The sequence below is a fragment of the Marinobacter sp. B-21 genome, from assembly GCF_056857895.1.
Genome location: NZ_JBSXNZ010000046.1, coordinates 1 through 15,650 on the forward strand (window position 1 = coordinate 1; position 15,650 = coordinate 15,650).

14 protein-coding genes and 2 pseudogenes are annotated in these 15,650 nt (G+C 57.3%); 13 read left to right on the plus strand and 3 right to left on the minus strand.

What is annotated here, in order from left to right:
• The first annotated feature begins 162 nt into the window (after positions 1 to 162).
• Positions 163 to 576 carry a GNAT family N-acetyltransferase gene (locus AC13C0_RS02750; protein WP_104417576.1) on the plus strand — a complete coding sequence of 138 codons (414 nt, stop codon included), beginning with the start codon at positions 163 to 165 and terminating at the stop codon, positions 574 to 576.
• A gap of 464 nt (positions 577 to 1,040) precedes the next feature.
• Here the strand turns inward: AC13C0_RS02750 and AC13C0_RS02755 are convergent, their stop codons facing one another.
• Positions 1,041 to 2,045 carry an IS110 family RNA-guided transposase gene (locus tag AC13C0_RS02755; protein ID WP_104417577.1) on the minus strand — a complete coding sequence of 335 codons (1,005 nt, stop codon included), beginning with the start codon at positions 2,043 to 2,045 and terminating at the stop codon, positions 1,041 to 1,043.
• A 59-nt stretch (positions 2,046 to 2,104) separates the two neighbouring features.
• Here AC13C0_RS02755 and AC13C0_RS02760 point away from each other — a divergent pair, with 59 nt between their 5' ends.
• The 6 genes and pseudogenes from AC13C0_RS02760 to panB all read left to right on the plus strand — a co-directional run bounded on the left by AC13C0_RS02760 (position 2,105) and on the right by panB (position 6,711).
• The gene (locus tag AC13C0_RS02760) at positions 2,105 to 2,551 is read left to right on the plus strand and encodes a LysE family translocator (protein ID WP_258075653.1); all 447 of its coding nucleotides are present in this window, start codon (positions 2,105 to 2,107) and stop codon (positions 2,549 to 2,551) included.
• A gap of 437 nt (positions 2,552 to 2,988) precedes the next feature.
• Positions 2,989 to 3,519 carry a helix-turn-helix domain-containing protein gene (locus tag AC13C0_RS02765; protein ID WP_104417581.1) on the plus strand — a complete coding sequence of 177 codons (531 nt, stop codon included), beginning with the start codon at positions 2,989 to 2,991 and terminating at the stop codon, positions 3,517 to 3,519.
• Positions 3,516 to 4,235, plus strand: coding sequence for an AzlC family ABC transporter permease (locus AC13C0_RS02770; RefSeq protein WP_104417579.1), 720 nt, complete (start codon positions 3,516 to 3,518; stop codon positions 4,233 to 4,235). The genes AC13C0_RS02765 and AC13C0_RS02770 overlap by 4 nt, the downstream gene beginning before the upstream one ends.
• 3 nt (positions 4,236 to 4,238) lie before the next feature.
• Positions 4,239 to 4,586 carry an AzlD domain-containing protein gene (locus AC13C0_RS02775; protein WP_104417580.1) on the plus strand — a complete coding sequence of 116 codons (348 nt, stop codon included), beginning with the start codon at positions 4,239 to 4,241 and terminating at the stop codon, positions 4,584 to 4,586.
• Positions 4,587 to 4,666: 80 nt separating this feature from the next.
• Positions 4,667 to 5,872: pseudogene (locus AC13C0_RS02780) on the plus strand (IS3 family transposase).
• A gap of 8 nt (positions 5,873 to 5,880) precedes the next feature.
• The gene (gene panB, locus AC13C0_RS02785) at positions 5,881 to 6,711 is read left to right on the plus strand and encodes a 3-methyl-2-oxobutanoate hydroxymethyltransferase (RefSeq protein ID WP_104417066.1); all 831 of its coding nucleotides are present in this window, start codon (positions 5,881 to 5,883) and stop codon (positions 6,709 to 6,711) included.
• A 305-nt stretch (positions 6,712 to 7,016) separates the two neighbouring features.
• Here panB and AC13C0_RS02790 read toward each other — a convergent pair whose 3' ends face one another.
• Both AC13C0_RS02790 and AC13C0_RS02795 read right to left on the minus strand, forming a co-directional pair.
• Positions 7,017 to 8,342 carry an IS1182 family transposase gene (locus tag AC13C0_RS02790; protein WP_482953920.1) on the minus strand — a complete coding sequence of 442 codons (1,326 nt, stop codon included), beginning with the start codon at positions 8,340 to 8,342 and terminating at the stop codon, positions 7,017 to 7,019.
• Between the two features lie 115 nt (positions 8,343 to 8,457).
• Positions 8,458 to 8,892, minus strand: coding sequence for a universal stress protein (locus AC13C0_RS02795; protein WP_085595623.1), 435 nt, complete (start codon positions 8,890 to 8,892; stop codon positions 8,458 to 8,460).
• 148 nt (positions 8,893 to 9,040) lie between these two features.
• Between AC13C0_RS02795 and slyA the strand changes: the two genes are divergently transcribed.
• The 6 genes and pseudogenes from slyA to AC13C0_RS02825 all read left to right on the plus strand — a co-directional run.
• On the plus strand, positions 9,041 to 9,514 hold the full coding sequence (gene slyA / locus AC13C0_RS02800; RefSeq protein WP_150995245.1) for a transcriptional regulator SlyA: 474 nt from the start codon (positions 9,041 to 9,043) through the stop codon (positions 9,512 to 9,514).
• Positions 9,515 to 9,524: 10 nt separating this feature from the next.
• On the plus strand, positions 9,525 to 10,715 hold the full coding sequence (locus tag AC13C0_RS02805; protein WP_482953921.1) for an HlyD family secretion protein: 1,191 nt from the start codon (positions 9,525 to 9,527) through the stop codon (positions 10,713 to 10,715).
• Positions 10,708 to 12,339 carry a DHA2 family efflux MFS transporter permease subunit gene (locus AC13C0_RS02810; RefSeq protein WP_482953922.1) on the plus strand — a complete coding sequence of 544 codons (1,632 nt, stop codon included), beginning with the start codon at positions 10,708 to 10,710 and terminating at the stop codon, positions 12,337 to 12,339. Before AC13C0_RS02805 ends, AC13C0_RS02810 begins: the two co-directional genes overlap by 8 nt.
• 217 nt (positions 12,340 to 12,556) lie before the next feature.
• Positions 12,557 to 12,952, plus strand: coding sequence for an ectoine synthase (locus tag AC13C0_RS02815; RefSeq protein ID WP_053115217.1), 396 nt, complete (start codon positions 12,557 to 12,559; stop codon positions 12,950 to 12,952).
• Between the two features lie 659 nt (positions 12,953 to 13,611).
• A complete protein-coding gene (locus AC13C0_RS02820; protein WP_150994398.1) occupies positions 13,612 to 15,006 on the plus strand; it encodes a diguanylate cyclase domain-containing protein in 1,395 nt (464 codons plus the stop codon).
• 403 nt (positions 15,007 to 15,409) lie between these two features.
• Positions 15,410 to 15,650, plus strand: a pseudogene (locus AC13C0_RS02825) (hypothetical protein); the annotation flags it as partial.

The following is a 15,650-nucleotide window of genomic DNA, read 5'->3' on the forward strand; positions in this document are numbered from 1 at the left end:
GGCAGCCAGCCTCACCGTTCCGAGCCTTGCCTCCCGATTACTTTACCCTTATGCGTCGCCCGGCAGCTTCGGTGCCGGCGGCTTAGTCCAACAGACATTTAAAGGTCATGCTGCGCACGACCATTAAATGCTTAGGTGTTATAAATCAGGGAGTAGCGATCAATGGAATGGCGCAAGGATGATTACCTAATAACTGACGATACATCCAAGGTGCAACTGGATGTCGTTCACCGCTTGCTTGCTGCAACCTATTGGGGTGACCGCCGTCCCACGGAAACAGTAGAGCGCATGGTTGCTGGCTCTATTTGTTTCAGCCTTTACCATGGTCCCACACAGATTGGTTTTGGGCGGGCAGTCACCGATAGTGCTACGTTCACCTGGGTAGCGGATATTGTGGTTGAGCCCGAGTATCGGGGCACTGGCTTGGGGCAGTGGATCATGGAATGCTTGGTTGCTCACCCGGCTGTAAAAGGAACCCAAATGGTATTGCAAACCCGCGATGCTCAGGGGTTGTACGAGAAGTTCGGCTTCTCTGGAAACAGCGCTCTCATGAGCACCAAAGTCACTGATTTATAATACATATGAGCCTTCTCGGAATCAACAGGCAATAGTCATTTTTTTGGCCGCGCCAGCGGCCAACCTAAACCCATGAGCAAGAACGCCTGCTTCGTCAGTCTCGCGGAGCTGTCAGGCACTTACAGCAAACACATATAGGGGCTCTCTTACGTGGCTTTAGGCCACCGCCTGACCGGTCGTTCCATCAGTGGGTCAGGGGCACCAGACATTCATCGGTTAACCGGTCACTGGCACTATTCAAGGTGTCGGGCTGCATGGCTCCAGTTAGTGTCAGGCTCAGGACCGGTGTAAGCGCACTGGCTCATGGTATTAAGGCACGCCCACGGGCTGGCCAATCAAGGCATCTGGTTTCGACATCGGTGACAGAAAACCGCTTCGGCATCGGCGTACCAGTCAGCGGACTCGCAGTCTTCGGTGTCATCCTTTCTGATCCAGTTAGACGTCATGCTCAGCCCGAGGCGTGACTAACCTTTCAGGAACCGTTGTTCATCGAACACCCGTTTGTCTTTGAGCATGAAGTACACCGCTCGTCCCAGCTTGTGGGCCAGGGCCGACAGGGCCTTGGCCTTGTTCATCCGCCTCTGAAGCTTCTCAACGTAGCGCTTGGCCTTGTCGTTGTTACGGATGAACAGCACAGCAGCTTCTGAGAACGCCCACTTCAGATGGGCATTGCCGATCTTGTTGCCCTGAGTGCCGTAAACCTTGCCGGCGGATTCCGCCTTGCACTTCACCAGGCGAGCGTAGGACGCGAATTTCTGAACCGATTCGAAGCGCTGGATATCGCCGACTTCGTAGAGAATGGTCAGGGCCAGGATTCGACCGACTCCTGGAATGGTTTTCAGCACATTGAGTGATGCCGGGTCGTGTTTCTTGGCTTGCTGCTCCAGGTGCCATTCAAGCTTTTTGAGTTCGTGCTGGTAACAGTCGACGATCGCCAGGTCCAGATCGACGTTGCGCTGAACATCTGGATCGGTAAACGCAGCGGTCAGTTGTGAGCGGCCGCCAGGGTTGTTGAGGTTGGCTTTGCTGGGCGGCATATTGTACTGCCCCAGAGTGTTCACAGCGTGGGCCTTGAGCATGGCCCCATGCCGGACGATGCGAGTGCGACGGCGCAACAGATCGCGGGTGGCCCGCATCTCCTTGGGGTAGACGTAAGCCAATGGGAAATTACCGCCCCGCATGAGCATCGCGATCTTGAAGGAATCGATGCGGTCGTTCTTGGCTTTACCGCCGTGGATCGCCTTCATGTACAGCGCATGGCCCAGAATGAAGTTGATGCCGTGTTCTTCGCACAGGTCCGAGATCCAGTACCAGCAGTGCATGCACTCGACCCCGACCACCAGGTCATCACGAAAGGGTTCTAGCAGAGCCAACAGCGATTCCGGGCGGGCTTTGACTTCCTTGTGCAGCAACACCTCGCCTTGCTGGTCGATGATGCAGACATACAGGTTGCGGGCGTGCAGGTCGATTCCACAATAATGGCGTTGCTCTCGGAGACTCCACTGCTCTTCTGTTTTCTCTACTAGGCTTGGGAGCTCTTTTAACCACCTCAGCGTTTTGGTTCACAGTGGTCAAGTGGGCCGGAGGTCTTTACCTCCTTTACCTGGGAATTAAGCTTCTACGTTCTGGTGTTCAAATTGGAGGAATCGAAAAGACAGCAGGGGGTGGATCGAGATGGAAATTGTTCCTCAATACCTATCTGGTAACCGCCCTTAACCCAAAAGGAATTGTTTTTTTCGTTGCGTTCTTGCCCCAGTTTGTGACGCCAGCCGCGAACGTTACGCAGCAGCTCTGGCTTCTGGCGATTACATTCGTGGTCTTGGCCACGATCAACGCAACACTGTACGCTCTGTTTGCCGCATCGGCCCGTCGGTTTCTCACCTCGCCCAGAGCACAACGTCGTTTTAATGTGGTGGGCGGCACTCTCTTGTCTTCTGCTGGGGTGTGGGCATTGCTGGCAAAAAGGTCGGTTTGAAACGTATAGGACATAGAAAAGAGATCAGGAAGCTGGGAGCATGCAGTTGTTCCGTGGTTCGAACCCGTGAAGAAGTTAGTATCTCGGTGATGCTGATTGGCAACACTGTGGGGATGGTAGAAATAGGGTTAGAGAGTACGAAGCATGTCACCATCTAGAACGTGGAGCATCACCTGGTGTTGCTGGACGAGGCGCCCCGGATACGCATCTCATTAAATCTTCCATTTGGCACTGATAAATACGTAGACAATGCCTTGGTGAATGCCCGCTGGTTAATTGCAGTGACGGCGCGTCAGGCGGCACCTCCTTGCTGTTAGCCGGATGCGAACGAGAGCCTTAGTAGCACTAGGATGCTGCCGCTATTAGCACCTCATAATTGACATTTCCTTGTTCCTTTTGTAGAACGTTCTATAAATGGAACATTGGAAGTGGTTTACATGGATCAGCATTCTCTCGAAACCCTGGGGCGACACCTTCAGTCCCTTCGGGTAGCTCGCGGATGGTCGCTCTCGGGGCTGGCCGCCGCTGCAGGTGTTGCCAAGTCGAATCTTTCCCGCCTGGAACAGGGAAATGGGAATCCGACCCTGGATACCATCTGGCGACTGGCGGTTCAGCTTAATGTCCCCTTCGGCAACCTCGTTGCCCCGATCCGTGTGCCGGTTGGTGAGGAAGGTGTGCAGGTCCGGCTTGTGGATCAGGGGGAAGACAATCCCCGGGTAGACGCTTACTGGATGTCGTGCGCTCCCAATACCACACGCATGGCGGAGAGCCATACGCCGGGAGCAGAGGAATCCGTTACCGTTGTCAGTGGTCAGCTGGAAGTCGGTGTCACTGGCCACAGCCAGCATTTGCGGGCTGGGCAGAGTCACACCTTCGATGCGGAGCAACCTCACCTTTATCGCACCCGGGACTCCTGGGCCACGTTACTGGTCACCATCGTGTATCAGAAAGAAGGTGAGGAATCATGAGCGACCAGGCAATCAGTGCGGGCGGGCGCGCGTGGGTGAGTGGGGTACGGGATGCGACTCCGCTGCTCGGTGGCTACATTCCGGTGGCGATTTCGTTTGGCCTGATCGCCAATCAGGCCGGTTTCAGCAGCTGGGAAGCCATCATCATCTCCCTGGTTATCTATGCGGGTGCCTCCCAGTTCCTGTTTGTTGGCATGGTGGCGTCGGGAGCCCCCTTGTGGCTTGTGGTTGTGATGACGCTGCTGATCAATGCCCGGCATCTGGTTTATGCCCCGAACCTGGCCCCCTGGCTCAACGGGAACCGGTGGTGGTTCTGGTTGATGCACGGGCTGACGGATCAGGTCTTCGCTCTGGCGCACACCCGCCTGCCGGCGTTGCCACCCTCGGAACGCCTGGGGTGGTTCACTGGCGCCATGTTGCTGGCCTGGTTCAGTTGGGTAGGGGGCACGGCCCTAGGAGCTTTTGTGGGGCAGGAGCTGACCGGGCGCTGGCCATTACTGAATGACGTTATGCCCTTCGCGCTACCGGCCCTGTTTGTGGTTCTATTGGCCCCGAGATTCACTTCCTGGTTATGGGCTGCAGCGCTCGGGTGTGCCATTGTCGTGGCGTTGTTGTTCGCGGCTAATGGCCTGCCCAATATGGCGATACCGGTTGCGGCGCTTCTGGGCGCGGCGGTGTTCTTTGTGATGCAATCCAATACACGGGCGGAGGTTTAACGCATGGCTGGTGAGCTGTGGGTTGCGGTGATGGTTGCCGCAGCGGGTACATTGTTAATGCGTTTGTTACCACTGGTGTGGATGCAGAGGCGTCTGGCTCGGGAAGACAGTCAGGGCGGTACAGCGGCCATGCCCAGGTGGCTCGGGGTGCTCGGCCCGGTGATGATTGCGGCCATGCTGGGGGCTTCGCTGGTTCCCGCAGCCGGCACCCTGAATGCCTGGGTTGCAACGGCTGTTGGGGGATGCGTAACCCTGCTAGTCTGGTGGAAAACAAAGTCCCTGGGGTGGCCGGTTGTCTCGGGCGTTGTGGTGTTTGGTGTGGTGCGGTTTCTCAATTTCGTTGTGATTTAACTGATCAAGGATTGAAGTGGACCCCAAATTTTGGACAGGAGCCTAAGCTCTGATTCATCATCTCCACAAGGAGGAGAATCATGAGCAAGAAACGCAAGCAATACAGCGCATCGTTCAAGTCCAAAGTCGCCCTGGCCGCCCTCAAGGGTGACCAGACCACATCCGAAATCGCTGCCCGTTTCCAGATCCACCCCACCATGGTCAGCACTTGGAAGCGCGAGTTGCTGGAGAATGCCCCGGGTCTCTTCGAAGGCAAGAAGAAGGCCGGCAAGCAATCCGATGAACCCAGCACAGACGAGCTGTACCGCGAGATTGGCCGACTGACGGTGGAACGCGATTTTTTGTCGCGCAAGCTCGATCAGTAAGCCGTCAACAGCGGTTGGCGATGATCGAGCGAGGTCATCCCAAGATCAGCCTTTCGCGCCAGTGTGAGCTGCTCAAGCTGAGCCGCTCATCGGTGTACTACGTCCCTCGTGAGCAATGTCAGGAGGATTTGCATCTGATGTATCTGATTGATCAGCAGCACCTGGAAACGCCGTACTATGGCTCTCGCAAGATGCGGGTCCACTTGCAGCACCAGGGCTACCGGGTCAATCGGAAACGGGTGCAGCGGCTGATGCGCACCATGGGCATTCAGGCCGTGTACCCGCGACCAAGAACCAGTGTTCCGGGCGACGGGCACAAGGTGTACCCGTACCTGCTCAAGGGCTTGAAGATCGATCGTCCCAACCAGGTTTGGGCAACTGACATCAGCTACGTGCCGCTGGCCCGGGGCTTCATGTATCTGGTCGCCATCATCGACTGGTACAGCCGCAAGGTGCTGTCCTGGCGGATCTCCAACACCATGGACACAGACTTCTGCGTCGATGCACTGGAGGAGGCCCTACAGCGCCACGGAACACCGGAGATCTTCAACACCGATCAGGGCGTCCAGTTCACCAGCGAGGCCTTCACAAGCGTTCTCAAAGAGCATGGCCTCCGGATCAGCATGGACGGTAAAGGCTGCTACCATGACAACATCTTTGTGGAACGGCTCTGGCGCAGCGTCAAACACGAGTGCGTCTACCTCACTGCCTTCGAGGATGGCCGACACTTGAAGCAGGCGCTCCACCGGTACTTCCGGCATTACAATCAGACCCGGTACCACCAAACCCTTGATTACCAAACGCCCGATGAGGTGTACTACGGGCAATCCATATCTCTGGCAGCCTGAGCCAGGGAAACAACCGGATCATAGCTTAGGGACACCATCAGGTTGTCCAACTGATTGGGTCCACCTCAGATAGGAGTGAATATGAGTACTCATACTTCCAGCCAGAAGATAACAACCTCTAAGATTCAGGCCATGAAAGGACGAGGTAGCATTGTTTCCCTTACAGCATACACGAAGCCCATGGCAGAACTCATGGACCCTTTTGTCGATCTGATCATCGTCGGGGATTCCACAGGGATGGTGGCTTACGGATACGATTCTACGCTGCCCGTTACTCTGGATATGATGATTAACCATGGTGCAGCAGTGGTGCGTGGCAGCCAGAAAGCCTGCGTCGTTATCGATATGCCCTATGGCTCGTATCAAGAAAGCAAGGAGCTGGCTTTCCGAAACGCGGCGCGCTTACTGACAGAAACTGGTGCTCAGGGCATCAAGGTTGAAGGTGGGTTAGAGCTTGTTGAAACGGTGGAGTTCCTGGTCAGTCGTGGTATACCGGTAATGCCACATATTGGCTTGCGTCCTCAGCATGCAAACACTATGGGCGGATTTAAGGCCCAGGGCAGAGATGAGGCTGCAGCCAAACGGTTGGTTGAAGAAGCACAGGCTTTTGAGTCTGTAGGCGCGTTCTCAGTCTTAATTGAAGGGGTATTTGAAGCCGCCGCGCGGCGTGTTACGCAATCTTTAACCATTCCTGCCATTGGTATTGGCGCATCTCCCGAGTGTGATGGCCAAGTGCTGGTAACGGAGGATATCCTAGGCTTGTTCTCTGACTACACGCCGAAATTTGCCAAAAAGTACGTCGATCTGAGCGCCCAAATCAAGGATGTGTTTGCGCTGTATGAAAGAGAGGTCAGAGCCGGCGAATTTCCCGCAGAGGAGCATTGCTTTGGGATTAAGAAGCAACCAACTTAGATTGTCGGGAGGGCCAAGGGGTTGTGTGTGAACAAGTGCGAAACAAAGGGAATGAGCCGAACCTGGGCAAGCCTGAGTACCTCTATCACGGTAGTCGACAAAAAACCGTTCGGCTAGGAGTCTGCGCGGCAGAAGTATTTTAAGCCAACATTCCCACTGCACCTGACAAACGGTTGGGCTCATGGTCGCGGCCGACCGAGATATCCAGCCAGGCTAAATCTCGATTTTCCGCCACCGTCCTGGCTACAGGCAAGATGACAGCCGTACATTGGGCACTCTATACGGCAAAGTATCCCTCAGATTTTCTACATCAGTCTCATCAGTGTGCTCATCCGCCTGAGGTTGAGCGACAGGCAGACCAGATCCCATTCACCTTGTACCGCGTTGAGACCTCGCAGACTGAACTGCCGGAACCCCAGCACATTCTTGATCCAGCCGTTGACCGCTTCAATCAAGTGCTTGCGCTGCCCATAAACGGATCGTCCGGCTGCGGTGGCCAGTTTCTCCGCCATCCGCGCCGTCGCCGGATACCGGGTCGCATCTATTTCTCCGGGTTTTCTGCCTTCCCGTCGCAGTGACACATAACCATCAATATCCTTGGACTCCAGGGTCTGAAGATCATCTTCCTTACGGTAGCCGGCATCGGCCAGACACTGCCGGGGATAGGTACCCAAGGTGTCTTTCACCTCGTTCAGTAAGGGCAGCAAACAACCGTTATCACTGGGATTACTACCCTGATGATTGGCAACAATAAGCTGGAACTCACCATCAACGGCCAGCTGGCCGTTGTAGCATTGCTGGAACCCATCTGAGGTTTTCATAATCCGGCTTTGGGGATCGGTGAAGTTACTCTGATCCTTGTCGTCCGGTACCCCGTAATCCCGTTTGAAATTCCGGCCACCACGGGGTGAGCGGCGATCGTCGTCCGGAGAGCGGCCCCGGGCCTTGTCCCGCTCCTTCTGGTCCGCTTCCAGCTTCTCCTTGGCGGCACGGATCTTGTCCAGTCGTGCCTGGCGGTGCTGAAGCTCTTCAGGGAGTTCATCACCGCGTTGATCCGGGCCGAACTGCTGATCTTCCTCTTCATCCGTTCGACGAGCCTGGCGGCACAGCTCATCCACCTCTTTGGACAGGCGTTTCTCTTCTTCCTGCATACGGCCATAACTCATGGCCTTGTGTTTGCTCGCGTTGGCCCGAACCTTGGTGCCATCAATCGCAAGTGTCCCCAAAGTGATCAGTTCCGCTTCCTGGGCGATCCGGACGACCTGAATAAACACAGCCTTGAACGCCGCCAGATGCTGTTTGCGGAAATCGCAAATGGTTCGATGCCTGGGAAAATTGCCTGCTGCCAGTACCCGGAAGGCCACGTCCTCTTCCAGCTTCCGGGCGATTTTGCGGGATGAAAATGTGCCCGTCGCGTAGGCGTAGATCAGAACCTTCAGCATCATCCGTGGATCGAAGGGGGAATTGCGCCGGCCGTCACCGTCGTAACGGGCATAAAGCGCACTTAAATCCAGCTCCTCGACGACATCGCTGACAAAATACGCCAGATGGCCTTCAGGCAGCCACTCGTTCAGGCTTGGGGGAAGGAGCAATTCCTGGTCGGGCGAATACGGGCGGAAGGTGGTTCCCATCAGACTTCCTGCTGCTGAAGAATTTTGATCTATTCTGCCATAACGTGGCTTCTGCCGCGTAGACTCCTAGCCGGCGAAGACCTTGATGAAGACCCTGCGACATATTCCTCGACAACTACCGGTCCGCAACGGCCACCAGCAGGCTGCATGGCGCGTGGGCGAGCAGTGAAGCGCCGACGGAGCCGTGCCACCACCGGGCCAGCGCGCTCTGTTCGCGGTGACCGACCACGACCAGATCCGCGCCGACCTCGTGCGCCATTCGGCCGATCTCCTCGGCGGGGTTGCCCGCGGCGAGGCGCGTGTCGACGGAAAGTCCCGCCCGCCGCAGCGCTTCCGCGCCCTCCGTCAGCACGCGGCGCACTTCCTGATATTCTCGCTCCGGCAGGTCTGAGGGGGCCGCCGCTTCAGCGAGCGCGACACCCAGTTCATGGGCGACGACGGCGAGGAGATAGACACGAGCCTGGCAAAGCGAAGCCAGCTCGGCCCCCTGATCCAGCGCCTCACGGCCTTGCCGGCTGCCGTCATAGGCTAGGAGGATCGTCCGGTACATCGTGGTGCTCCTTTCTGTGATCGGGATGGAACGCCTTTCCCGGTCCTCTGCTCTAGACAGTGCAGCCTTCGGGGCCTACATCCCTCGCAATTTGATACATAGCTATCTATTGATTATAGTACAGCTACATAATGATGCAGGCAATGAGATGACGAAGCCCCTCGACGATCAGGAACAATTCGGCCTTCGCCTCGGGCTGGTCGCCCGGCTGTGGCGCGCCGAAATCGACCGGCGGCTGGCCACCTTTGGCCTCACCGAGTCCCGCTGGTTGACCCTGTTACATCTCTCTCGCCTGCCCCAGGCGGCAACCCAGCGTGAATTGGCCGAGGCGGTCGGAGTGCGGGGGCCGACCCTGGTACGCACGCTGGACCGGCTTGAAGCCGAGGGGCTGATCGAACGCCGGACAGAAGCTAGCGACCGCCGCACCAAATCGGTTCACCTGCGCGCGGAGGCCGCCCCTGTTCTGGAACGCATCGAAGCAACCGCAGCGGCGGTGCGCGCGCAAATCTTCTCCGACCTCTCCCAAGCCGAGGTAACGACTTGCCTGAAGGTCTTGGAGCAGATCGCCGGCAAGCTGGGCGGCACGCCAAGGGCGATGCGGCTTGCGGACGAAGACCGATGAGGGGTAGGCCGTGGACCAGCATGTGACCCGTCTCGAACGCCAGGGCGACGATCCGGAAACCGACCTGCGCACAGTCCCCGACAAGGAGACGGAGGCTGGGTCAGAGGCGGTTTCACCTCCTGCCCGCATCCGGCCATGGCGACGGTATGGCGCGATTCTGGCGGCGCTGATCGTTCTCGGAGGAGGTGGCTGGTGGTCGTATCAGCAGTTCACGCATGTCTTTGTGACGGACGCCCGTGTCGCCGCCGACATTGTTGCCATGAGCAGCCGGGTTCCCGGTTGGGTGACGGCGCTCGAAGTGACCGAGGGGGATGCCGCGCAGAGAGGCAGGGTTTTGATGCGGATCGACGACCGGGAAAGCCGCCTCCGCGTCGAGGAGCTTGCCGCGCAACTCGCCGGGATTGCCCGCCGCCGCGAGGAAATCGAAGCGCGCATCGCTCTCACCGACCGTCAGACGCAAAGTCGTATTACCGCCAAACAGGCAGCGGTGAGGGCGGCGGAGGCCGCGTTGGCAGGAGCGACGGCGCAACGCGATCTGGCCAGACAGGACAATGACCGGGCGGAGAAGCTGGCGCCGAGCGGCGCCATCAACCGTGCGCGCCTGGACCAGACGCGGGCGGCGCTGGAGACGGCAAAACAACAGGCGTTGAGCGCCCAGGCGGACTTGGAAAATGCCCGCGCCGCCCTTGTCGAGGCTGAAGCCGCGCGCGGGGAACTCACGGTGCTCCGCACCCAGCTCGCCGAACTCGGCCCGGAGGAACAGCGTCTGCGTGCACAAAAGGCCCGGGCGGCGCTCGACCTCGAAGATCGCACCCTCGTCATGCCATTCGACGGCGTTGTGGACCGGGTCTTCGTGGACAAGGGCGAATATGTCACCCCCGGCCAGCGCTTGCTGATGGTGCATGACCCGCAGCGGGTGCGCGTCGAGGCGAACGTCAAAGAGACCGACATCCGCTTCTTCCGGCCGGGAAAGACCGTGACGATCACTGTCGATGCCCTGCCGGGGCGGCGCTTTGAGGGCAGGGTCACGCGCGTCGGGCAGTCCGCCACCAGCGAGTTCGCCCTGCTGCCCAACCCCAACCCGAGCGGCAATTTCACCAAGATCACCCAGCGCCTGCCAGTGCGCATCGCGGTGCAGCAGGACGGCGGCGAACTCAAGCCGGGTATGATGGTGGAGCTGGAGGCGAGAGCCGATGACTAGCGCGCCCCGGCCGGACAGTATCGAGGGGCTATTCGCCCGCTTCGGCCCGTCCTATCGCTGGCTGGTCACGGCGACGGTCATGATGGGCACGATCGCCACTATCCTGACCGCCACCATCGTCAATGTAGCCCTGCCGGATATCATGGGCGCTTTCGGCATGGGCCAGGACAAGGCGCAACTTCTCTCCACCGGCTTCCTCGCCGCAATGACCGGGACCATGCTGCTGAATGCCTGGATGGTCGAGACCCTCGGCCAGCGCGCGACCTTTATGCTGGCGCTAACAGTCTTTATCGCCGCCTCCGCCATGGGCGGGCTCGCCCCCGCCGAGGGCGTGCTGATCCTGGCCCGCGTCCTGCAAGGCGGCGCGGCCGGCATCCTCCAGCCGCTCGCCATGCAGACGATCTTCCTGGTCTTCCCGCCGGAGAAACGCGGGTCGGCCATGGGAATTTACGGCATTGGTGTGGTGCTGGCCCCGGCGCTCGGCCCTACGCTGGGCGGCATCATGGTCGACAGCTTTAGTTGGCGGTATGTGTTCTTCATGGCCGTGCCGTTCTGCCTCATCGGCCTGTTCCTGGCCACGATCTTCATGCCGGGGCGCGCAGCCTCCGGTCCGCCGCGCCGGTTTGACTGGATCGGCTTCGGACTGATGACCGTGTTCCTCGTGACCTTGCTCAACGGCCTGTCGAATGGACAACGTGACGGATGGTTCTCCGATTCCATCCTGCGCGACTTCGCCGTCGCCCTTGTCTCGGGCATAGGCTTCATCGTCTGGGAGCTGCGCACACCCGCGCCCATGCTCAATCTCAAGCTCTTCACGAACCGGGTCTATGCCGGCGCGTCCGTGGTGGCCTTCATTTTCGGGGCGGGAATCTACGGTTCGACCTTCTTGATTCCGCTGTTCGTGCAGACGATCCAGGGCTACACGCCGACGCGCTCGGGCCTGCTGCTGATGCCGGCGGGTCTGATTCTGGCCCTGGTCTTCCCCATTGCGGGGCGGCTGACCGACAAGACGCCCGCCTATGCCACGGTCATGTTCGGGCTCGCGGTCTTCGCGTTGTCATCGTTTCTGATGACCGGCGTGGATACCAATACCTCGTTCTGGCTGTTCGCCTGGTGGATCATGCTGGGGCGTATCGGCCTTGGTTTCATTATGCCGAGCCTGAACGCCGGCGCCCTCAAGGCGCTACCCATGACGCTACTCGGTCAGGGCTCCGGCGCAATCAACTTCGTGCGCCAACTCGGCGGGGCGTTTGGCGTCAACCTTCTTTCCATCGCTCTGGAACGGCGGTCTCAGCTCTACGTAGACAGCTTCACGGCCGCGCAGCATGCAGGCAACAGCGCGACGGCCGATATGCTGCGCGAAGTAACCGGCTTGCTTGCACAGGCTGGCGTGCCGGAAGCGATACGCCAGGCCGGGGCGATGAACTATCTTGGCCGCGTGATCTACAGCCAGGGCAACATGCTGGGGTACCGGGACAGCTTCTTTATCGTCGGCGCGATCTTCCTGGCCGCCCTTGTTCCGGCGCTGATGATGCGCCGGAGGTCCACGCCTCCGGCGCTGCAGGCAAGTGAGGCCATGCGTCACCCGCCATCGTCGCAGAACGCGATCCAGCAGAGTCGGTGACGCACGTGTCTAGGGCCACCTCACGAGACGGAAAATATCGCACGCTAAGCATCTCGCGGCGTTCGGAGCGGCCACACCGGGCAATGACAGCCGGGAAGCGCTAGAGGGGTATGACCAGTGGCGGGAGGAAAGGGCCGCTTGAACTATATAGATGCCTAATGTTTATACTATAAGACGTTTTAGCCCGATTCTGGCCAACCAACCATGAGATACGCCCATGAAAATCGTTAAAGTTCAGGACATCATTGGTACCGAGCGTGAAGTCAGCGACAAGCAGTGGACCAGCCGCCGCCTGCTGCTCAAGAAGGACGGAATGGGATTTTCCTTCCACGAAACCATCATCAAGGCAGGCTCCGAGCACACTTTCTGGTACAAGCACCACCTGGAAGCCGTTTACTGCGTTGCCGGTAACGGGCGCATCAAGGACCTCGCCACGGGTGAAGTTCACGAGATTACCGACGGTACCCTCTATGCCCTGGACAACCATGACAAGCACACTCTGTACGGTGGTACCGAGGACATGCGCCTGATCTGCGCCTTCAACCCGCCGGTGACCGGCCAGGAAGTCCATGACGAGGACGGAGCCTACCTGGCTGACACCAGCGATAACTGATCCGCCCTGATAGGGCGGCTGATCTGACCGCTGGCACACCGCCAGCGCGCCTGCTGCCGGTGTTGCTTTGGCTGGCACGCCCTTACCAGCGAGCCCCGATCTTGGTGGCGCCACCACTGGCACGTTTGTCCGGCCTGCGCCTGGGCATTGGTAAAGAATGAGACGGGCTATGACCACAGCATGGCTGCGGCTAGCATGTGAAGGCGCTATCGGAAGCACGCAAGTGAGTTAAACAGAGTTTCCACAGAGGTCCACACCACCGCAATAGAGGAGGGGGTCCATACACGTCCAATAATTTCCTATGGTGACATGGGCCCGTGCAAGCTTCTGTAAAGCGCGTTTTCAAAAATGAAGGGATCTCAACGGCGGAAGTAACCACCTGGAGATTAGTGGCAGACGATCAATAAGCCATTGGTTTACCGAGCGAACTAACCAAAGCGCTCAGTGCGTCTCTTCAAACTGACTTTCCGCTGTAGATCAGGGGCGTGGTTGTTGTATCGGGGCTTTCTTAACACGCAATTTATGAACGCATTTCATCTCTGCGGCCAAAAGCGGGAGATGATGACTTCAGGCTTTTTAGTGAGGTCAAAATGTACAGTTTATTATTATCGGGTTGATCATCGGAGCAAATCCCTTGCTCCGACATACTGGTGTCCATCTTGCAATACTACAGCGAAAACTCCGCCAGTGATGACGTTGATATAACTCCCCACGTCACCGGCGAAACTTCAGAGTATTTGGGGCGGCTGCTCATTGGTGACGATGAGCCGCGGTTGCTTAACAGTTTATGCTCGATATTGCGTGACAAGGGGTTCGAGGTTGACGGTGCCGAGGATGGCGACGCCGTCTGCCAGCGATTACGAGAGAATGCCTATGATCTGGTTTTGTTGGATATCCGCATGCCTGGAAAGAGCGGTTTAGAGATCATGGCCTGGTTGAAAGAAACGGGCGTTGACGCTCCGGTCATCATTATCAGCGGGCATTCCGACTATCGCATCGTCAGGCAAGCATTCAAGCTGGGTGCCTGCGATTATCTAAGAAAGCCCTACGATGTAGATGAATTAATTCGGGCTGTCGGCGGCACGGTTTTAGAACGACGGCAGGCCCGCTCTCAGGCGGCTACGGGCTGGTCTAACCCGCTAACGGCCGATTTTTTTAAGCACACACTTGATCATCTTCCGGATCTGGTTTTTTCACTGGATGAGCGCAAGTGCATCAACTATCTGAATCATCACTCCGAGAGTCTCTTGGGATTACCGACAGAGGAGCTGATTGGCCAACCGTTTTCTCGGCTCGTTCATGAGGGTGACATCGCTAAGCTTCCACTGTTATTTGGTAAGAACGAGGTGGGAGAGTCAGTAACCCAAGAGATCAAACTTAAAACTTACCATGGAGGGATCGGTTACCTGGATTGTGACATTACAGTTGCCTCTCCGCTCGAGGCGAACGACACCGCGCTAACTTATGCAAAGCCCCCTCCAGCAAAGCCTCTTTTTTTGGGCATTGTGCGGGACATCACGGAGCACAAACGGACACTGGCATTGATGGAGTTTCATGCTTCTCACGATACACTGACCGGGCTGCCGAATAGGAGCCTGTTTATGGACCGACTTACCTTGGCTGTCAGTCAGGCGAGCCGTAATGGGCAGAAGCTTGCCGTGCTTTTTATCGACCTGAACGATTTCAAAGCGGTAAACGATACCTACGGGCATGGGGTTGGCGATCAGCTGTTGCAAAAAGTCGCCGCCGGTCTGACACATTGTCTGCGAGAGGGGGATACCCTTGCCCGCTATGGTGGTGATGAATTTACGGTCCTGTTGCCCTCGCTTGACGAAAAAAAGGACGCCGCAACGGTCGCACGCAAACTTCTGAACTCGCTCGAAACCCCTTTTCAGTTTGAGGGCACCGACCTTCGTGTCTCTATCGGAACCAGCATCGGGATTGCAATGTACCCTGAAGACGGGGCGGGGGCGGAAACGCTGGTAGAGCGGGCAGACATGGCCATGTATGCCGTGAAACAGAGGAAAAAAAACGACTTTTATTTTTACAGCTAAGCATGATGGACGACAAAAGACCGGACAACACGTCGCCCTAAACCCGTCCTCCAAGCCACTCGGGCTCCCCCAATGAAAAACACCTGAGACTTGAGCGACAATAGCCTTGCAGTAGGCTTTAAAACATAGTCTGGAGGAATTTCAAGAAACGGGACATCTTAATTTTGCCTGATTACGCATAAGGTTCAGCCATCTTACTAAGGAGTACAAAAGTAAGCGAGCATGATATATAATAAAAGCATTGTTCGCGGACTATATCGGATATCAGCTCTTATGCGCCATGACGACGGTCGTAAACTGGCAATGCCATCAACTTAAGACATTTCACTAAAAATATCATATAATTAGGGTCCACAAACCAACTCAGGAGTCACTGAATTGAGCCATAAATCCAATCCAACGGTTGACCCCACCAGCGAGATCCTGCTTAAAAATTGTACATAAATTAACCAGTTTGCTGGATAGCCCGGAATTCATTGCTACTCATCGCCAAAATGCGTGCGATTTCACCCGAAAACGCTATCTCACCTTCCGTAATCTGATCCTTTTTCTGCTTAACCAGCCTGGCAGTGCGCTTCAGACCGAGCTGGATCAATTTTTCCGTGTGCTCAACAACACGCCTTTCGAAAAACAGGTCGTCACCG